This is a genomic window from Acinetobacter sp. V116_7 (assembly GCF_056735735.1).
Window position 1 is genome coordinate 849,868 of record NZ_JBWZIF010000028.1, and the last position, 19,655, is coordinate 869,522.

15 protein-coding genes are annotated in these 19,655 nt (G+C 35.2%); all 15 read right to left on the reverse strand.

The annotated features are described in order from the left end of the window. The 15 genes from tagF to AC1PJP_RS18050 all read right to left on the reverse strand — a co-directional run bounded on the left by tagF (window position 1) and on the right by AC1PJP_RS18050 (window position 19,654). On the reverse strand, window positions 1-960 hold the full coding sequence (tagF, locus tag AC1PJP_RS17980) for a type VI secretion system-associated protein TagF (protein ID WP_004793188.1): 960 nt from the start codon (window positions 958-960) through the stop codon (window positions 1-3). 37 nt (window positions 961-997) lie between these two features. Then, window positions 998-4,819: a type VI secretion system membrane subunit TssM gene (tssM, locus tag AC1PJP_RS17985; RefSeq protein WP_192836725.1), complete on the reverse strand. Its 3,822-nt coding sequence runs from the start codon at window positions 4,817-4,819 to the stop codon at window positions 998-1,000. A gap of 30 nt (window positions 4,820-4,849) precedes the next feature. Then, entirely contained in the window at window positions 4,850-6,259 is a 1,410-nt protein-coding gene (locus AC1PJP_RS17990) for a hypothetical protein (protein ID WP_192836724.1), read from the reverse strand. Further along, window positions 6,256-7,254 (reverse strand): type VI secretion system baseplate subunit TssG, encoded by a 999-nt coding sequence (tssG, locus tag AC1PJP_RS17995; RefSeq protein ID WP_192836723.1) that lies wholly within the window; start codon window positions 7,252-7,254, stop codon window positions 6,256-6,258. Before tssG ends, AC1PJP_RS17990 begins: the two co-directional genes overlap by 4 nt. Further along, window positions 7,218-9,029 (reverse strand): type VI secretion system baseplate subunit TssF, encoded by a 1,812-nt coding sequence (gene tssF, locus AC1PJP_RS18000; RefSeq protein WP_479767954.1) that lies wholly within the window; start codon window positions 9,027-9,029, stop codon window positions 7,218-7,220. Before tssF ends, tssG begins: the two co-directional genes overlap by 37 nt. Before the next feature lie 16 nt (window positions 9,030-9,045). Continuing rightward, window positions 9,046-9,522 carry a type VI secretion system baseplate subunit TssE gene (gene tssE / locus AC1PJP_RS18005; RefSeq protein ID WP_002048404.1) on the reverse strand — a complete coding sequence of 159 codons (477 nt, stop codon included), beginning with the start codon at window positions 9,520-9,522 and terminating at the stop codon, window positions 9,046-9,048. Between the two features lie 78 nt (window positions 9,523-9,600). After that, the gene (locus AC1PJP_RS18010) at window positions 9,601-10,104 is read right to left on the reverse strand and encodes an Hcp family type VI secretion system effector (protein ID WP_003651052.1); all 504 of its coding nucleotides are present in this window, start codon (window positions 10,102-10,104) and stop codon (window positions 9,601-9,603) included. A gap of 49 nt (window positions 10,105-10,153) precedes the next feature. Next, window positions 10,154-11,635, reverse strand: a complete 1,482-nt coding sequence (gene tssC / locus AC1PJP_RS18015; RefSeq protein WP_013198291.1) for a type VI secretion system contractile sheath large subunit — start codon at window positions 11,633-11,635, stop codon at window positions 10,154-10,156. After that, complete coding sequence (gene tssB, locus AC1PJP_RS18020) at window positions 11,628-12,131, reverse strand: type VI secretion system contractile sheath small subunit (protein WP_003651049.1); 504 nt, start codon at window positions 12,129-12,131, stop codon at window positions 11,628-11,630. The genes tssC and tssB overlap by 8 nt, the downstream gene beginning before the upstream one ends. 16 nt (window positions 12,132-12,147) lie before the next feature. Continuing rightward, entirely contained in the window at window positions 12,148-12,837 is a 690-nt protein-coding gene (locus tag AC1PJP_RS18025) for a hypothetical protein (RefSeq protein ID WP_198307617.1), read from the reverse strand. A gap of 691 nt (window positions 12,838-13,528) precedes the next feature. Beyond that, entirely contained in the window at window positions 13,529-14,434 is a 906-nt protein-coding gene (locus AC1PJP_RS18030) for a tetratricopeptide repeat protein (RefSeq protein WP_479767957.1), read from the reverse strand. A 16-nt stretch (window positions 14,435-14,450) separates the two neighbouring features. Then, window positions 14,451-15,227 carry a putative type VI secretion system effector gene (locus AC1PJP_RS18035; protein ID WP_479767959.1) on the reverse strand — a complete coding sequence of 259 codons (777 nt, stop codon included), beginning with the start codon at window positions 15,225-15,227 and terminating at the stop codon, window positions 14,451-14,453. A 51-nt stretch (window positions 15,228-15,278) separates the two neighbouring features. After that, window positions 15,279-16,013 carry a putative type VI secretion system effector gene (locus AC1PJP_RS18040; RefSeq protein WP_479767961.1) on the reverse strand — a complete coding sequence of 245 codons (735 nt, stop codon included), beginning with the start codon at window positions 16,011-16,013 and terminating at the stop codon, window positions 15,279-15,281. Window positions 16,014-16,023: 10 nt separating this feature from the next. After that, window positions 16,024-18,741, reverse strand: coding sequence for a T6SS effector BTH_I2691 family protein (locus AC1PJP_RS18045; protein WP_479767963.1), 2,718 nt, complete (start codon window positions 18,739-18,741; stop codon window positions 16,024-16,026). After that, window positions 18,734-19,654 (reverse strand): hypothetical protein, encoded by a 921-nt coding sequence (locus AC1PJP_RS18050; RefSeq protein ID WP_479767965.1) that lies wholly within the window; start codon window positions 19,652-19,654, stop codon window positions 18,734-18,736. The genes AC1PJP_RS18045 and AC1PJP_RS18050 overlap by 8 nt, the downstream gene beginning before the upstream one ends. Between the last annotated feature and the right edge of the window lies 1 nt (window position 19,655).

Below are 19,655 nucleotides of genomic sequence, written 5' to 3' on the forward strand. Positions count from 1 at the left end.
TTATTCACCCAAAAAAGTCTGTCTAAATAGTTTTAAGCCTTGATTTAAACTTAATTGGCGTTGGCATAATGATTGTTCTAGCGTAGCTAAACCAGCATTTTGCTCCAAATAAGTATCAATCCACTGAGCTTCTATTAAAGAAACCCAATGTTTACTATCCATATTCTGAGTAAAAATATCGCTCAGGGCTAAAATATCAGCCCCTTGAAAACCGAAGAACAATACGGGTTGCTCTCGATGTAACAAACCTATCAACACCTCAGTATTATGTTCCTTTAAAAAGCGACAAATAATACTGACCCAAAAGGCTGCTATTTCATAACTGTAAGCAGGATTATTAATAGGCAAAATTAAAACTTTATTTAAGCGACTAGTTCCATTTTGTAAAATTGGCTGAAGTAATAATCCTAGCCCAATCATACTTTGCGCTAACTCATAAATACTGAGTTTCATTAATTGAGCAAATGAATGCATCGTATGATTTTCATAGAAACCTACACACTCGCGTTCAGTTAAAACCTGAATTTGATTTTGTAAGTGACCTAATTTTCCAAGTAATAGATCTGAATCTTTAATTCCTTTTAAAGTACGATTGTTTTGAAATAAATCAACAAGTACATGTTTATAGCTATATGGCGCATATAGCAAATTATCATACGGTAAATCAATTTCTAATAAATGGCTGAGTACCATTGGAAAAGATCGACCCGAACTATCTTCACTTGCGAGAAGGTTCGCCGCTAAAAACATATTTTCTTTCGGATTCGCAATAAAGAAATCCAGTGAAGGCAACGTGTTATAAGCTTCTTTAAAGCTGCCCGATTGCATTGCGTATTCCAATGCTTCAGTAATCCACTGATCAAGCAACTGTATTAAAGCATTCTGACCTTTTGTTTTTAAAAAGTCGCCTCGTGCAGGACTTTTGCCGTAATACAAAGGAGTTGTTTTTAACGTTTGCATTATTGCTCCTCCTTTGGCATAGAGGTTATTTTCCATGTCATGGTTTAACTCCCGCAGAAGGCTGAGCAAGTGCTGAAACAGGATTTTCTGTTTTTGCTGGAGCAGCTGCTTGAGCTGGCGCCTGCTGAGCAGACACCACACGAGCAGCTTTATCCGCAGTGACTTTATCCACTAGTTGCATACCTGCATAACCACGGCTTGAACCAATACTGCCTGAATTACTGCTGATCAGACGGAAATTCATTTTTACAACTAATGATGGGTCGGTTTTACTACGCCAAAGCATTTCAAATCCGCCATTTTGTTCTTTACGCTGAGCACTATCAATTAAGCGGTTAATACCATATTCACCTGGCTCATCAAAAATCGTATGCGTTTGACCTTGTAAATCTACAGCGGTAATACGAGCACCTGGAATACTGCCTTGATTTGGCCAAATGAAGTTCACCCACTGTTGCACGCCGTTCTCATAAGTCATGCGCTGACCATCAATATCCACGGTATATGAAAGCAATTGTGGATTTGGAATTGGGTAGAACTGGAAGTTAGATTGATTAGTTGCAGGCGCAGCAGGAGCTTGACTATTCAACTCACCTGTTGCCATACCATTAGATGGCGTAACGTATCTTTGGAAATTCATGACGAATTGAGGATTTAAACTAATTCCTAAATCCTTCCATGTCTTAGACGTTAATGTATAACCACGACGAATCACAAATGGATCAAGATTTTCTTTTACAAAACGAGAAATGCTGCCGTTTTCACCTAAGATTTGTCCAATTTCACTACTTGTCGCCTGCAAAGAAGCTGATGAATTAAATGGATATTTCTTAGCAAGATTTGCTGTAAATGGCTGATACGCCTGCATGACCCATAATTTATTAATTTCGTCTTGGGTAGGCGTAATTAAACTCTCGAAAGCCTGTGTAAGTGGGCTAACTACTAATTTTTGTAGTAATCGCTGATCAATTTCATTGAAACCAACCGCCATTTTTTCATCTACAATTTTTTGCGTCTGATTAAATACAGAAGTTTGCTCATTCAGGGTTTGCTTGACTAATGTCATCGCATTAGGCCCAACTTCCCCTGCATTCTTAAGCTCATTAAACTTGCTACGAACAAGGGCTAAATTTGTCATATATTCATCAAGCAATGATTTACCTTGCTGATCATCACGTTTGCGAACCAACTGATAGAACATTTGGTATTCTTGAGAAATAGCGCCCTGAGCATTAGTTGCCACTTGATTGGCAGTCTTATCATCATGATTTAAAACCTTCCGTTTAAACCATGCAACAAATCCTTTTTGTGGAGCTGCCAATTCAGCTTGTACAACTGGATTATCCCAGTTTGTTTCAATTGCCACTCTTTCAATTAATGTTCTAATTGGAGAGTTCTGTGGCTCACCTAAAACATCAATATTTTTTACTTGCTGAGCAAATTGGCCAGCTTTAGCATAATGAATACCACTTAAGAATTTTCTCCATTCCGCAATGTATTCTTGCTTATAGAGTGCTGTCAGTTGCTTTCTAATTTGCTCTGGACTACCAGAGAAAGTTAAATCATCAGATTGACGGCTATTCAGCACCCAATCTTTACTATCTGTTGGCTTATCTGCGGCTTCTTCAATCGCCTTTTCTACATAGTCATTCCATGCCTTTTGGGTAAACACACCCGGTAACGCATAACTACCTAATACAACATTTTTATTAGCCTCACCCACAATCTGACTTACAGTCAACGCAGGGAAACGTACCGCAGCACGCATTTTTATTTCGTTATAAACACGATCACGTGCAGGCATTCCTCGAACAATAGAGAGCAATACTTGACGGGTTTGATCAACAATTTGAGAGTCAGCTTCTAAAATTGGGAACTGTTTATCATTTGCCAAAGTCATTGCGTACGACAAGATTTGTTCAGCTTCCTGAATCATATCTGCGCGTGGCATTTGGCCTTTATTTGCGTCTAACCAAGAACGCCAGAAACGCGTAACCTGATCACTCAGATGACTTGCATCCATGTATTGTGGATTACTCATCATTAAATACGCTTTTAATGCATTATAAGCATCTTGAGGATTGGTATCTGAAGGTTCTAAATATTGTTGAGACTGAGCAGTTTGCTTGATTTCAACATTCGTGTGATTCGCTTTTAATGTCGCCTCATTATTTTTTACGCGTTGCAAATATTGAGCAATGTTTTGCTGTGTCGGTGTCAATACAATTTGCTTAACACCTTTTAAATATTCGGCTTTTAGCTTTTCACGAAGTTCATTGCCCTGATATAAACCAAAACTAAACTTAAGTGGTCTATTTTCGTCAAACTCATCTAACTGCTGTAAACGTCTTTGAAGAATCAGTAAAGCTTCTAATTGGGTAGACAGCTGCTGACCTGAAGCTCTTTCTAATTGAACAACCTTATTTAAATCAGCTTGAACTTCACCAATTAATTGTTGGTTATTACGGTATGACCAAACCCACACACCAAGAATAATTGAAACGCCCGCTAAAGCACCAATAAATGCAATGTAGCGTTGACGTTTTCTACCCGTATTTACATGCTGCTTAACAAGATCTTTATCTTTTAAAATAACATCTGAAAATAGACCATTTAAGAAATAACCATGATTAGGCGTAATTTTTGAATGATCTTTTAAATCACTTTGTGCAATTTGAGTCAGCTGAAATTCTTGTGCAATTTGTTCAGTCATTGGACTTTCAATGACACCTTCCTGCAAAGCACTTGTGAAGTAAAACCCACGGAAAACAGGTTGAAATTGATATGGATTATCTTCAAAAAGTGTACCGATAAAGCTTTTTAAAGCGGGTTTTAATGTTTTAAATTCTAATGGGAAGGTCATTACACTTGGTGAGATATTTTGCGAATGACGGCGACTTAAATGAGTCGAACTTACCCCTTTTAGACCATCATAAAGAATGGTGTAATGTTTTTCGAACAAATCTACCGCGTTATGAGAAGAACTCTGCTCATATGGAAGCGTTGCTCCCCAAGCTTGGTTATATTCTTGAGCTTCGTAAAATTCAAAAAACTCGGTAAAACCTGCAATCAAGTCCATCTTTGAAAAGACTAAATAAACAGGCACAACGACTTCTAGACGTTCGGTTAGATCTTGAATACGAGCACGTAAATTTTTAGCTAGCTTTAACGAGTTTTCAGGACTTTGACTAATTAGCTCAGCAATACTAACGATTAAAATCAAACCATTAACCGGAGCTTTAGAACGGTTCTTTTTTAAAATATTTAAGAAACCTAACCACTCAGAATGGTCTTCACTATAAACAGAATAACGGCCCGCTGTATCGAGCAAAATACCTTCTGTAGAGAAAAACCAATCACAATTTCGAGTACCGCTTAAACCAGCAGATACCATTTTTTGATGCGTTTCTTCGAAAGGAAACTTTAAACCAGAATTATAAATAGCTGAACTTTTACCTGCGGCTGGGTTACCAATAACCATATACCAAGGAAGCTCATATAATGCAGCATTCCCTTTTTTATCACCCAACTTAGATTTACGAATCAGTTGAATTGATTCTTTCATTTGTTGACTAACAAGCTGAAGCTCTTCTTTATCTTTATTTTTGCCATATTCAGCTTGGTTGTCTTTTTCAATTGCTTCAGCTAGCTCTTCACCCTGAGCAGCATGCTTTCTTCGTTGAATAAGCCAATAGATACCATAAACAATAAGACCCAAAGCATAGGCAGTTGCTAAAGCCCAGAATATATGACGAGGAATTGAAGTATATGAAGACATCAATGCCACGAACAATGACAAGGCGATAATTGCTTTAGGATTCGTGATGTACTGCCACAAGTAGCCTAAAATTGTATGCATTCTATTCTCGTTCTAAGTCCAAAGTTTAAATTAGTTATTCAACACCATCACATCATCTTCTGAATTTTCAGTGACACTTTGCACAAATGTATGTGCTGACACCGTATTTTCACCAAAGACAAAAGGAATGATATGTTCAGGGAAATGCATACTCAGCATAAAGCCATAAATATCAGCTAAATGTTGGGTATGCCCTAATGAAGATTTCACATAAATATAGTGATGTGGTTCTACAGGTGTTTGAAGAAAGTGTTGCTGCAATTTCTTCGAAACTTTTATATCCGTCTGATCTGACAGTATCAGTACATAAGGATCCTCACCTTCATGCTGAGGTAAGTCATGAAATTCAAAATTAGTAAAAAGTTTTGCCGTATCTTGTTGGCCCACAACAACTTTCAGATTTTTTGTAGGTTCTAATTCTTGAATTTTTACTAAAGGATCGGCAAGTAAACAGCTTGCTGCAAATTCAGCAGGAATATAATCCTTAATCATCCAAGACTTTTCATCGACTAGATCCTGATCAATTTCGGAATCGGCTAAGAGCAAAAAGAACATCTCGTGTTCTCTTTTATGAATACCCTTTAATAGGTGTATCAGCTCTTGGTAAGCCAGTTGCTCTCCAAAAAAATGATATTCAATATGGATCTTTTGAGCAGGAATGCCGATCTCAGCAAAAAACTCTAAAATTAATTCATTACTTTGTTCATCATTCCAGATATGTAATAAATCCTCTGAAAGAAGGATATGTAGATTTAAGCGATTTAAACGATAAACTTCGACTATCGGCATTTGAACATCATCATATTCAGACTCAGGATCAACCCATGCCGGATGCATATGATATTCACGTGCTTGCTGCGACTCATAAAATAAAGTTGAACGTTTTAAATGCTCTGCAAGAAGATATAAGTTTTCTATATTTTGTTCTAATTGCTGTTTTATTAATGACATCATACGAACTTGTCGTGGAGATGCATACTCGCTCTCCTCATGATTATCTTCATCAAAGTCTTTAATACGATAAGATAAAAGAGGCAATCCATAAGAATTTAACAGTTGATCATCCAGCTCTGGACTTTTAAAGTTTTGTAGCTCTGCAATAATGCTTTCATTCTCACCAAATGCATGCACAGCAAAAGAAGAGTAAATATTAAAATCTAGCTGTTCGAGTGGTGCATCGGTTACTGCAGTTTGTTTTTGGTTAGTATCATCTTTATCTTGATTTATAGCTTGTTCTTTCTTTTCTTTATAATTTTTATAAGCGCTATAAATTAACCATGGCGATAAAATCACCAAGGTAATAATTGCTGGTAATAGCAGGAAATAAAGGAAAAAATCACCCTTATCAGGGTTATATTGAACATCACGCCAGTAGAAAATAATAAATCCACTAACTAATGCAAAAATAGCGATGAACGAGAGTAATATTTTTTTAATCATATTCGCTCTCCAATAAGGCTATAACATGTTTCATGACTATGTACTTTCGGTTCTCGTGATATAAGAAAAGAACCTTGCCCCAAACCATTCTGATTATGGTGAGTGAGACAAATAGGTTGTATTTCTGACTCATCTAATACGAGTCGAAGATCTATTGACAAAGTTGGACTACACCAAGTTTCTACAATTTTTTTTAGTTTTAAACTTAATTCTTGATTTGGTAAGAAACTGAGATATTGCTGACGCTTTAATGGTCCAATTTGAATTTCAATTTTCCCATCAATTTGCTGAATAGTTTCGCCACAAAATGTATTAACACCAAGTAGGCTCGGTTGAGCTCCACCTAAAGTTGTTAATTGGTCACTCGCCAACTTAAAAGACTCTTGTATGAACTCTTTGATCGTAATTTCATGCTTAAAAATACACGACAGCATCGTTTTTAAGGCATGAACTGTATTATTCTGGCCCTGCATTAATCCAGAAAACTCTGCAAAATAGTCATCAAGCTCTGTTTGCTGATGTTGCGACCGTACATAGCCATTCAACGCATGCAGAATATCTAGATAATCATTTTTATGCTCAATCTCATATCGAATCGGCAAATTATAGGTGATGCTGGACTCTACATATTGGGCAGTAAGCTTATGATTAAATAAGCTCAGAAACTCTTTAGTTTCAGCTCTTTGCTGACGCGGGGCCTGCTTAATCTTATTCGTATATGTATAAGGTAAAGCACCTTGTATGCCCGTAAGACCAACAATTAAATTTGTGATATAAATCCGCTCGTCCGTTAATTCTAAATTTTCAATTTCTGTAGCAGGAAAATTTAAATTAAAGGATGTCTCAAACTTAAAATGATCACTCCAAGATGTACTAACTGTGCGACTTGAATCGTGTCTTAATAGCCGTGTTGCTTGGATAAATTCAAAAGACTTTGGCTTTGTAAAGAGCTCAGCTGTTACAGAAGAGTCTTGCCACCAACGTTCTGACTGCATTGGTATAACTCCTGCTGAGATGAATAATCCTTAACAACCAAATCAACGAAACTATTAATTTGAACCTTTAAATTAAAAACACGACTTAACAATTGGCTAAAAATGTATAGGCTATGCCCTCTAAATACAGATGAATCAATTTGCAATTCGGCCTTCACGCCCCTTACAAACATTGGAAATGGTTTTCCATCTACAAGTTTGTGAGTAAGTGAAAATTCAAGATGCTTAATTGATTCAATAATTAAATAATTTTCTTTTGATAATGGTAAGTTGTATAACGCAAGTAACTCTTTAATATGAGATACCGCATCACCTTTCATTAAAGCTAAACTATTCAATGAAAGATGCGAAATAACACGCCACTGCTCACTCTGACTTTGACCAAATTGATATGGTTTTGTAGGTCTTTTTAAAACAATCGCACGGCGAGCCAAACTACTATCATTGAGGTTCAATATATTATTAGACTGCCCCAATGCTTCATGTGGTAAGTCACGATTTGAGCATAATAATTTTGTGCTAATAAAATCCGAACGTGTTGACGAAGGATTTAGATTTTTAGAAATAATTGAATATCCCATTTCGACGAAATTGGGCTGTAATTTTTGATAGTTTACTGAATAGAAAAAACGAGCCTTATCTGCATGGTAGTGACTCATCGCGAAAAAAGGCAGCACAGGAACATAGCTTTCTTCGTGACTGTTTTTTTCACGCACCATGTTCATTTCAGTGATTGAATAAACTTGATAAAACTCAGGACGATGTGCATCTGTAATCAGTGGGTATTCTAATTGCTTGTGTACAATTTTTTGAGGTTCAGCGTATTTTTCAAATAAATTAATGACTGGTGTAGTAAATAATTTAAAATTAGCGATATTTAATTCAGAATAATTTCGGACTACGGCTTGATCATTTAAATTTAATTTAAAATGTATAAGCAGCTCAAAACCACTCTCTTCTGAAGATAGAAGCTTTAAAAAACTTAAATCGAGTTTTAGATAATTAAATTTTTCAGGAAAACAAAAATATTCCATCAGCAAACGATAAGCATGGTGAGTATGCTGATCGAGAGGTAATAGACTTTCCTGCTCTGAAAAGCCAGTTAATTCAAATGGATTTTTATTCAGCTCAACAACTTTCTGCCCTACCTTAATAGCAAAAGTTGTCCCCTTTTTAAAAATGCTATCTAGCACTTGAAGTGGAAAATTAGAAATTGCATCTAAGTAAATAGGCAATTTTTCATCTTTTAAACATAGATGAGCATTGTTAAAAATTTCGAATTTAAAATTTAAAGTCGCATTTTGACTTAAATGCATATGTGCACTAGGTGTGCTTTTAAACTCAAGCGCTTGCAAACTTATCGGGAGTAATTTAACTTCTTGTGTAGTGTTAAACTCACACTGAACCCCTTTAAAACTACGTGACTTCAAGACGGTGTGTGCAGGAACAATATGCGCTTCTGTGAGCTGCTTTATCTTATTTATATCTTCGAAACTTACCACTGAACAAGCAGGAAAGTGACGTAAGTATTGAGGGAACATCACCTCAAATAGAGAACGCGTAAATACGTCATAGCTATCAGCAAGCTTTTTATCAATACGAGCAGCAATTAATGAAAACGCCTGTATAAGACGCTCAATATGCGGGTCATCAATCTGCTCTTGATTTAAAGATAAGCGCTGAGCAATTTTCGGATATTTTTGTGAAAATTCACGAGATTGCTGACCAAATTCTTGTAGTTGTTTTTCGTAAAACGGTAAAAGCTCTTCTATCACCACACACCCACTACGCTTAGGTTCTCGCTGAAATTACATATTGCTGCGTTGTCGGTTTTAGCAATGCATCAAAAACGACAGGTTCATACAGTGGATGAATATTTAGATATGCCTGAATACTTAAACATAATGCCCCCATATTGTGTCCATCTAACAACATCTCTACCCGTATTTGTCTTAATCTAGGTTCATGAGCTGCTATTGATTGTTCAATGGATTGGCAAATCTTGTCTCGATCTAGCGGATTGGCTGTAGAAAGCCCCACAAAATCAATAATCCCGAACTGAAGTATAGATTTTTTTACTAGCGGATAATCATCGACGACATGATCTAATTTAGCGACTCGACTATTTAGTAAGTCTTCTAAATCTTTTGCTACCGATTCTCTTAACTGCTGAATAGAAAGACCCTTTGCATAATCTTCACTTTCAGGAATTAAGCGATCAAACAAAGTTGAACGAAATCCATATGGATAAAGCCGATCTAAATTCATTCGAGTTCACAACAAGCATGCTTAAAGACAGCAGAGGCTAACTTTATGTCAGCCTCCACCAAATATTCACTCAAATAATTATGCTGCGTAAGAAGCAGTATTATTAGAAAGTGACCATTTCTTAGTAACAGCACCTTTAGCAGTACCGTTAATATCTTGTTGGTTATAAGTCCACTCAACAGCTGCGTATTTCAAACCAAACGCTTCAGTTGGCACACCTTCTTCGTTAACTGTTGGAGTTACGCTAGAAACTAGAACATGCTTCAATTTAATTTGTAAGTACTTGATACGTTTATCGCCATTTGCACGATAAAAATCAATTTGTACTTCATCAAATGTATAACCAGCTGAACATGCTTCCCATAATTTCGGGCTAGTTGCATCTAGGTCTTTAATAAAAAGCATATCTGAATGTTCAACACGTTCAGCAGTATGGCCACCAACACTACTTGAAGTAGCAGATTTAGGTTGACGAATGTTGTGAGACCAAGAGTTAACTTCTAACCAGCCTTTGTGCTCAGAGTCACGAGACTCGCCATCAACTTTATATTTACCGCGAAACTCAACGTATATATCTTTCATTTAGAAATGTCCTATTTGTAATTTAAAGTTATTCTTTCGCTGACCTTTATTAATTTGAGGACTGAGGTAACTCAGTAACAAGTCGCAAAGAAACTGACAACTCATCCAGCTGGAAGTGTGGTCGCAAGAAAACCACAGATTTGTAGTGACCTGGTTGAGCAGGATCTTCTACAACTTTTACAGACGCTTCGCGAAGAGGGTATTGAGCTTTCGCTTCTTGAGAAGCACCATCATCAAGTAATACATACTGTGACAACCACTCATTTAAGAATGCTTCAACATTTCCAGCAGAAGCAAAGCTACCCACTTTATCTCTCATCATTGCTTTTAAATAATGAGCAATACGTGAAACGGCCATGATGTACTGAATTTGACTTGATAAAGCAGAGTTAGCATTTGCTGTATCATTGTCATATTTTTTAGGTTTTTGAGTTGATTGCGCGCCAAAGAAAGCAGCGTAATCGGTATTTTTACAATGCACTAAAGGAATAAAGCCCAAATCGCTTAATTCTTTTTCGCGGCGATCAGTAATCGCAATTTCTGTTGGACACTTGAATACCACTTCACCATCTTGTGTTTTAAACGTATGAACAGGTAAGCCTTCGACTAAACCACCGCCTTCAACACCACGAATTGCAGCACACCAACCATGCATATCAAATGCATTTGTTAAACGAGTACCGAAAGCATAAGCAGCATTCATCCACAAATATTCGTTGTGGTTTGCACCCGAAACATCTTCAGCAAAGTTAAACCCTTCTGTAGCTGTTCCTTCCTTTGGATGATAAGGAAGACGACCAAGCACATGCGGCAAGGTTAAAGCGACATAACGAGCATCTTCACTGTCACGGAATGAACGCCATTGAACATATTCAGCTGTTTCAAAGATTTTCGACACATCTCTAGGTCGATCAATATCTGTAAATGATTCAAGACCAAGAATGCTTGGACTAGCCGCCGAAATAAACGGTGCATGAGCCGCTGCAGCAACATGAGAGATTTGCTCAAGCAAATACATATCAGAAGGCGTACGGTCAAATTCAAAATCACCAATCAGTGCTGAATATGGTGCACCACCAAAAGATCCATATTCTTCTTCATAGATTTTTTTGAACAAAGTACTTTGATCAAAGTCTGTAGCACCTTGAAAATCTTTGACCAGCTCTTTTTTAGTCGTATTCAACATACGAATTTTAATGAGAGGATTAGAAGGTGTTTCTTGACAGAAGTAGTAAAGACCACGCCAAGTTGACTCAATCTTTTGGAATTGTTCATTGTGCATGATCTGACTTAATTGATTTGAAATCAGTGCATCAATTTCCGCAATACGCTTATCGATTGATAAGGTCATATTTTCAGAAACTGTAATTGTTCCTGCCATTACTTCTTTGGCAAGTTCACCGATTAAGCTTTTTGCACGCGAATGCTCTTCTTCATTTCGGGCAATCCGGCTTTCTTCAACAATCGAATCTAAAAGATTAACTTGTTCATTTTCAACAAGAGGCATTGCTGCCGATTGAGCATTATTCATGATCAGCCTCCGCACTTAATTTACGGATTTGATCAGTACTCTTAAGCACTTCATCAAGTAAGTCTTCTAAACGCTCACTGTTAGAAATCTTATTTCTTAGATCTGTTAAACGCTCACGTGCTTCAACGAGTTTCTTTAATGGGTCAACCTGTTGAACAACATTTTCTGGGCGAAAATCTTCCATTGACTTAAATGTTAAATCAACTGCAATTCTTCCACCCTCTTCAGTCAGCGTATTATCTACTTGAAAAGCAGCTCTTGGAGACAATGATTCCATAACTTCATCAATATTATCTAAATCAACATTAATGAATTTTTTATCTTTTAATTTTGTACGTTCAAGCTCAGAAGCTGCCGAAAAATCACCCATCACACCAACAACAAATGGTAGTTCCTTCGCTTCTTTTGCATCACCAATTTCGACATCATATGTAAGCTGAACACGTGGAGGTCGAATTCGCTGAAGCTTCTTTTGTACGCTTTCTCTCTTAGCCATAAGATTCTATTCCTGATTATTTAATTAAAGGGTCAAAAGGCGAACTTTTTGATTTATTAACATTGGCTACAGGGGCAGTTTTTGGTTTAACCGCAGTTGCTTTTGCTGGAGTTGCTACTCGTTTTGTTGCTGCTCTGGAAGCTGTAACTCTGTTGCGGGTTACAGTTTGTTTTCTATAACTTCTTCTTTCATTATCAACTGAGCCACCTTCTGTAGCCGCCTTAACACTTGAAGTATCTGGCGCAGGCATTGAAGTATGAATATTTTCAATTAATTGTTTAGCGGGTGGATAAGTTACATCGTTGCTTAAATAACGCATTTCCTGACTTCGCATTTGCTGCAAAGAGTTATTTGCAATACTTACACCAGACAAAAATAAAACATCTGTTATTAATGAACCGCGTATATTTTGACTTTGCAATTGACTTGCCAAATTTAATGCTTTAACTGGTTGATTGGTTTGATAAAACCGCATAGCTGCTTTAGCTAATAAATCATTTTTTTGAGTCGTATTATCACTATCACAAACTTGTTTAAAAATATTCAATAGCTCAGGATCATTCTGACCTTCTGCTAAAGGATTTTTTTTAATACAACTTTTTTTAAGTTTTACAGGCTCTAGTTCTGCTGCATGAGCACCTGATAGACCGATAATGTTTCCAGTCAGAGAAAGTATCAAAATACTTCGTTTCAACACAACTTTCATTCCTCTGTTTTCTTATTTATTCAAGGCTTTACTGAAAAGTTAATATTGATAAAACATTAAAAAATCAGTCTAAAAACCTTATATTCAAAAAATTTACGCGCAGTTTATCATATAAACAAACATATTTTATATAAAAATCATATCAACTTAAACTAAAAGTAAATAGTTAAGATGGTTATAAAATATAGCTTAATAAAGTTATTCTTATAAAAATATAATATTGTTATTTTTTGTAATTAAAAATAAGTTGTTGATTTTTATTTATTAAATAAAAATTAAAACTAAACAAAAAATTATCATAAATATCATTTAGTTAAGTTTTATGAAACATTTTCTTAAAAATATTTCATTTGATTTAAACGATAAAACAGATTAAATGATTGCAAAAGATACATTTCAAATTTATGAAAGTAAAATTCAATGTAAATAAAATTTAACTTGTCAAGACTAATCTGTCTATTTAGTATATTTTTATTTCACTCTGGGAGAGTAAGTAAAATCAATAAAATTCATAGATTCATGAGTAACCATATTTCTCTTGAGGTCAAGTTCTTAGATAGTTCAAAACCACACTCAATATCAAAAAAATTAAACTATTTGGCGTTATAGTTTTAAAGAATATTGCGAGTTTTAAGTTAGAGAAAAAGAAAAAGGCCTTTCCACTCAAAAGAACTTTTATTTAAGTATAAATTTATATTTTAGACTTCCAATAATTAGCTTTTTCAGGACTATATTTTGAACTACTATCATCCGAATAAATATTAAATAACAACTCTGCTCCAGATTTATTTCCATTGCGCACAGCTATTTCTGCATATCGGATTGATTCATCTAAATTCTGTTTCATACCTGCACCATTATAATATTTAAGAGCAGTATTATATTGCGCTAGCGCATGTCCATGATCAGCAGCGCGTTTAAACCAGACAAGTGCTTGAAGCGGATCTTGCTCTACACCATCACCTCGCTCATAAGCCAAGCCTACATTGTTTTGTGACTCAAGATCTCCCTGTTCAGCAGCTTTTAATAACCACTTAAAAGATATTTTGATGTCTTTCTCAACACCATCACCTACATATAATTGAGCAGCAACTACCGTCTGGGATTGTATGAGTCCTAATTCAGCAGATCGAATAAAATATGTAAAAGCTTTTGCTCTATCCTGTTTTACATTTAAACCTTTGTAATAGGCTAACCCAACATTGTGAATTGCGGAAGGATTTCCCTTTTTAGCTCCTTCTTCAAACCAAATTAAAGCTTTTTGATCATCTTTTTTAACAACTTCATTGCCATTTCGATAAATCAGTCCTAATTGAAGCATGGCATTTGAAGAGCCTAGTTGTGCAGATTTCTCAAATAGTTCCAATGCTTTTTTTGGATCAATTTTTTCACCTTCACCTGTGGCATACATAGATGCCAATACAAAAATAGCCTCTGCATCATTTGTTTTTGCAGCCTTTTCCAGATCATGTTTAGACTTGTATTCAGATACATCCTTATAATCTTTAGTCAAAGCTCCGTGAGTATATTCTTCTTTCTGTTGACTACATGCAGATGTAACTAATATTAAGGTAACGACAAACAATCCAGGCTTCATTGAACAACCTTTTACGTCAAAAATTTTTGTTATCAAAATAATCTTCTGGATAAGGGTCTTTCCCTTTCAGATTTTTTCTATATTTCATTACACTAATCTGGACACCATCATCCGTTAAAAAATCATTATAGAAATCCTGTTCTTTTGGATTTTCAAAACCTAATTTTTCAAATATTTGTTCAGATAAAGAGCCAAAATTCTCGTATGATTTTCGAAAACTAAAATAATTTATGAATATAGAAAATGAAACTGAAATAAAAAATGTTATAAGCACTGCCTCAAAGAAGAATATTATACTCTCACCAGAATAATCAGAAGAAGAGATAAAACTGAATATAAGTATCACCATGAACAAGCCAAATGACAGAGCACTAAAAAAACAAGACTGCATCACAATAGCTCTATATCCCATTTTTACTGAACGGCCCATCTCATAAATCATATATAATAAACCAGACTTCGGGTCGAGAATTGCATAAACTTGATGACGCCCATTCACAGGTTTTTCGCTAATTACAGCAATCAACTCATCATTTTCTTCAAAACGTGTTGTCCTAAATTGCCCTATTACTGGATATCCATCTATTTCACCTGTAAAAGTTATCCCATCTTTTGCTTTTCCAGCCATTAATAAAATAGGTGAGCTTGTGAGTAAGGAGCTGCTTCCAGCAAGTACACCTGCAAAAGCGGTACCTGCTGCGATGCCACCCATATCCTGATTTACAGGTATTTTAGATTTGGCTTTATCTAGAGAATGGATTGGGCTCTGAACCAGTTGAAGATGTAATTTCAAAATCTTTACCTTTAAATAACCTTTTAGCCTTTAGTTATTATCCCCATTCTTTTATTTTTGCTCTATATAGCTTTCTGGATATGGATCACTTTCAATAACTTTTCTATATTCATATACTGATTCTAGTAACAAATGATCTTTTTCACTCAAATAACGACTTGGCAATAAAAAAACTTCTTGCGGGTCTTTAAAACCATACAAACTAAAAATTTGTTCTGACTTTTCTGAAAAATGTTTTAATGAGTTGGATGCATTTTTAATAATAAAAAATAAAATAAAATAAAATAAAATAGAAACTATTAACCAATTTAAAAAATCATCTAAAGAAAAGTCCCTCCCAAATAAAAGAATTAACAAAAGACATATTACAGAAATAAAGTACATCACTCGCCCACCTTTTATAGCAGAGGCATTATGCTTCTTAACGGAAGCCCCCATCCCTACCTGCATATGAAGCAAACCTGTTTTTGGGCTTAACACCGAATAAAGTTCATACAAGTTATTTTCAAGTCGCTTTACTATACAAATGACATATTCGTCTTGTTCAAATAATGCACGATGGAATTGACCTACACAAACTTTGCCATCGATTTCCATAACGATTGACTTAACATGTAAACGGCTACGCGAGGCGAGAAATACCGTTTGCGCAGACAATGAAACACTTTCTGCCACACCAGTCAGAATTGCTGACGATGTAATCTGAGCATCACCAGACTTTCCAAATGCACTTAAAGAGTCATCATATATTTCTAGTCTTTGAATGCGACCTTCAAGTTTTAACATCTCGTACATTCTAAACACTCACTATCGCTTTCATAAACTCTTCATATTCCTCATCTGCATTTTTAAATTTCTTTTCATTTCTAGATGCAGACTTAAATAACGATTCTTTCTTAGGATCAGATACTAATTTAAAAGCTGTTTTCTGACACCAGTCTTTCATTGCATCGTCCAAAATATATTTTTTAAGTAAAATTTCTACACTAATTAGGCCTAATGTTAATAAATTTAATCCAGCAACTACTCGAGCACCCATTAGAAAAGCAACTAAAGCATTTGAGGTAAATTTGGTCAAAGCTCTCTTAATAAATACAATTTCAGTATATTGTATAACTGCACTAGCCAAAACTCCCGCTTGACCAACCAATACAGCGAGATTTGCAGCCATTCTAATTAAAATAATTCTTTTTACAATCAAACTACTAGAATCATCGTAACTAACTTTATCTGAATATAAACCTGCTATTCCCCCCAAAATACCCAGACTTCCCGCAGTCAGTCTAAATGCTGCTGCTGAAGCCGCTGCACCATTAATTGTCTTACGGCCCCAACTTTCACCTAACATATCAAACGCAACAGCAGATACCGAGAACATCGAACCCACTAATTGTACGGATAGCTCCGGCTTATCTTTAATATCAGATTTCCAAGCATCATATTGAAAATAAAAATTCAGTAGCTCAAAAACTCCCACAATAGCAAGTATTCGGTTTTTGGTAATATCAGATTGCCCTTTAACTGCTAAGGATACTGAGTTTTTAATTTCTATCGCCCTAGTATTACGATAAGTATAAGTCATACCACTTTGCGGTAAAGATGCTATTGCAGCGTTTCTAAATTCTAGGTTATACATCAATCTCGTTAATGGGACTTGTTGAGCTAAATTCCCTGACCTTAAATATAACAATTGAGCTGTATGCCTTTGAGCACCTTCACGCGCCATTATAGTAATTGTACTAATATTTATTGTTCTTAAACGTATATCACCAAACTCTTTTAGAGCCGAATTCAGCATCAAAGATATCCAGTAAAACAGTTTATCTGGCCATTTAAAATCATTTGCCGAGATAAATTTTTTCCCCTCAATACTACTCAACCAACTATCAAAGGCAGCATCTGCTGCGGTAAACATACTAAAACTCTGTTTACTATAATCTAGTAAATCTTTTGCTGAACTTGGACTTTCAAATATTTTGGCATACTCATCCATCAAGACTTTGTTATTAAAACAATAAGCTCTCAAGAACAAGTTTTTATCTGGAACCTTTTTTTCGCATATCCATTTATTTAATAAATCCTTACCTTTCTGCAATAAATTCATGCCATACATTAAATCCATAATGACTGCATGAAAAATAAAGCCGTTGCTTTCTTTTGATACTTTCCCCTCTTTCAATTCTTCACTTTGGTCAAAATAGAATAGACCTTTTAAAAGATTAGAAGAAACCAACCAGTTATAATGATCATCTACATAGCGAGCCGCAGCAGCATAACTCTCTTCTGATTTCTTATCGACATCCTTACGAAATTTATCTAAAGCATCCATATCAAGTTCTTTTCGATACTCTCCCCAAGCTTTATTACCTTGAATAATTGCTTCCTGATGTGCACTAACCTTATGTTGTTCGGCAGTTTTCTCAATATTTTTTTTGACTTGATCTACAGTTTTCTTATCCAAATGAGCTGTAATTCTTGGGTCATATTGCAAATGACCTAACGTTGTATTTTTATTAGCTTCAATGTTTTTAAATTTTGCACTTATCAAATTTTGCTTCAAAGTAGACTCGATATTATCAATCAAAGTCATAGTTTGAAGCTTATGTTCATTGCTAAAGCCGTCTTTATTTTCTTTTAAGAAGCTATCAACCCCTTTAAAGCTTAATATATTACGATCTTCATTTAATTTAGAAGTAATTCCAATCGGATCATAGAGCGCAACACCAATATGCTCTTTGGGTTTCTCACTAAATTTCTTGTTTATTGCTCCCCAACGAGCAGAACCATATGATTCCAAAGGTAATTCAACAGCACTTAACTGGGCACTAGAAAGACAATGTTGCTGGACAGCTCCTTTTGTTACATCAATTTTTTGCCAGTAGCCTGAAGTCGCATACTGATCAGCATTTTTTTCAAATTGTTCTCTCATTTTTTTGGTGAGTGGAGCGTGAGCATGAAGTAAATAGACCGTTTGGGCATCATCATTATTTACCGAAGGAATAGTAATTAAAGAAGCGTTAGCACTATGTCCAGCTTTATTGCATGCAAAATCTTGAGCAACAATTGGAGCTTTACCCCCTATAGCAAACTCCTGATGAAACCCCTTCTTATTAGTAATATACGCAACCCACTCTTTTTTCCCTGATTTTCTTTTTATGAGTAAGTAAATATATCCTGAATCAATCATTCGAACCGTATATTTATATTCCTTAAGTGGAACATTAGTAACATTGGCCCCTAATTGTGCCGGTAATGGTTTGACTCCTAAACGAGCTACCGAATATTTAAGAGGTAATATGTTTATACCTGTAGGGCGACAAAAGTTAGTACATTCCTTTTTAGACATCTGAGTGACTGGTATTTTATTATTCTGAGTCGTCGATGCAGCAGCCTGCTGACTAATTTTGCTTGGGTTTGGACTAACACCTAACTTTTGAACTACTTTCTGCTCTTGTTGTGCTGGCGTCCCAAATTTTTTCATTTGTTTCGCAAAAGTCGGTTTATCATTAGCCATGGTAGCTCTCTTTACATTCTCTTATAACTTGTGAATATTGATTTTCTTCTAAATAGTCCATTGCTTTGGTAAATGAGTTGGCCTCACTTCTATCAACCCAACAATGATCAAGTATGTCTGAAATCAAACGACTTTTTATAAAATTTCTATGTAAAATAACGGAATACATTCCATAAGCAATAAGATCCGTTACATGTAAAATTCCATAATGTGTTATTGCTTGATGAAGTGAATCTAATATCTCATCCTGACGAATCAACAACTTCTCGTCATATATAAGAGATTGTTTAATCACCGTATTCGATAACTCAATTAAATCTAGTTTTGCTGACTCAGCATTTGTAAAAGTAAGAGGAAAAAGCGACCTTTTTTCCTGAATTTTCACCTCATACAAACCGTTAAAAAAAACAAAATGCCAATTCTCTAAAAATGATTCAATTCGTTCGCTTTGCTTATCAATTATTGCGGGCAAGTAAACCAACACTCGTGGATCATACCAACGAAAAATAAATTTATTCTTTGTATCTTTTGCAATAACAAGTTTTTTAAAAGTTTGAACTGCAATTTTTAGATCATCAATTTTGCTAAATCCATGAATAAAATAACCATCCTCATTTTGATCCAAATTCATTAATAATATATGAGTAATAAAGTCTAATGAATTTGCTAGATCTTCTTTCACTTTTATTTTTATAAAGAAAAGAGCTGGACGGCTATTTTTTTTAGCACCAGCTGCAATCTCTATTGGTTCCAATTCATAATCTTTTAGCTTTTCGATAAACTCATCAAAGAATCCACTCAATAAAGTCTCATCACATAAAAAACTAATATGGCCATTTTGTTCAAATAAGTTTGATATTAAATCACTTAACTTTTTAGAATTTAATTCATCTTTAGAAAATAAAAGCTTCATC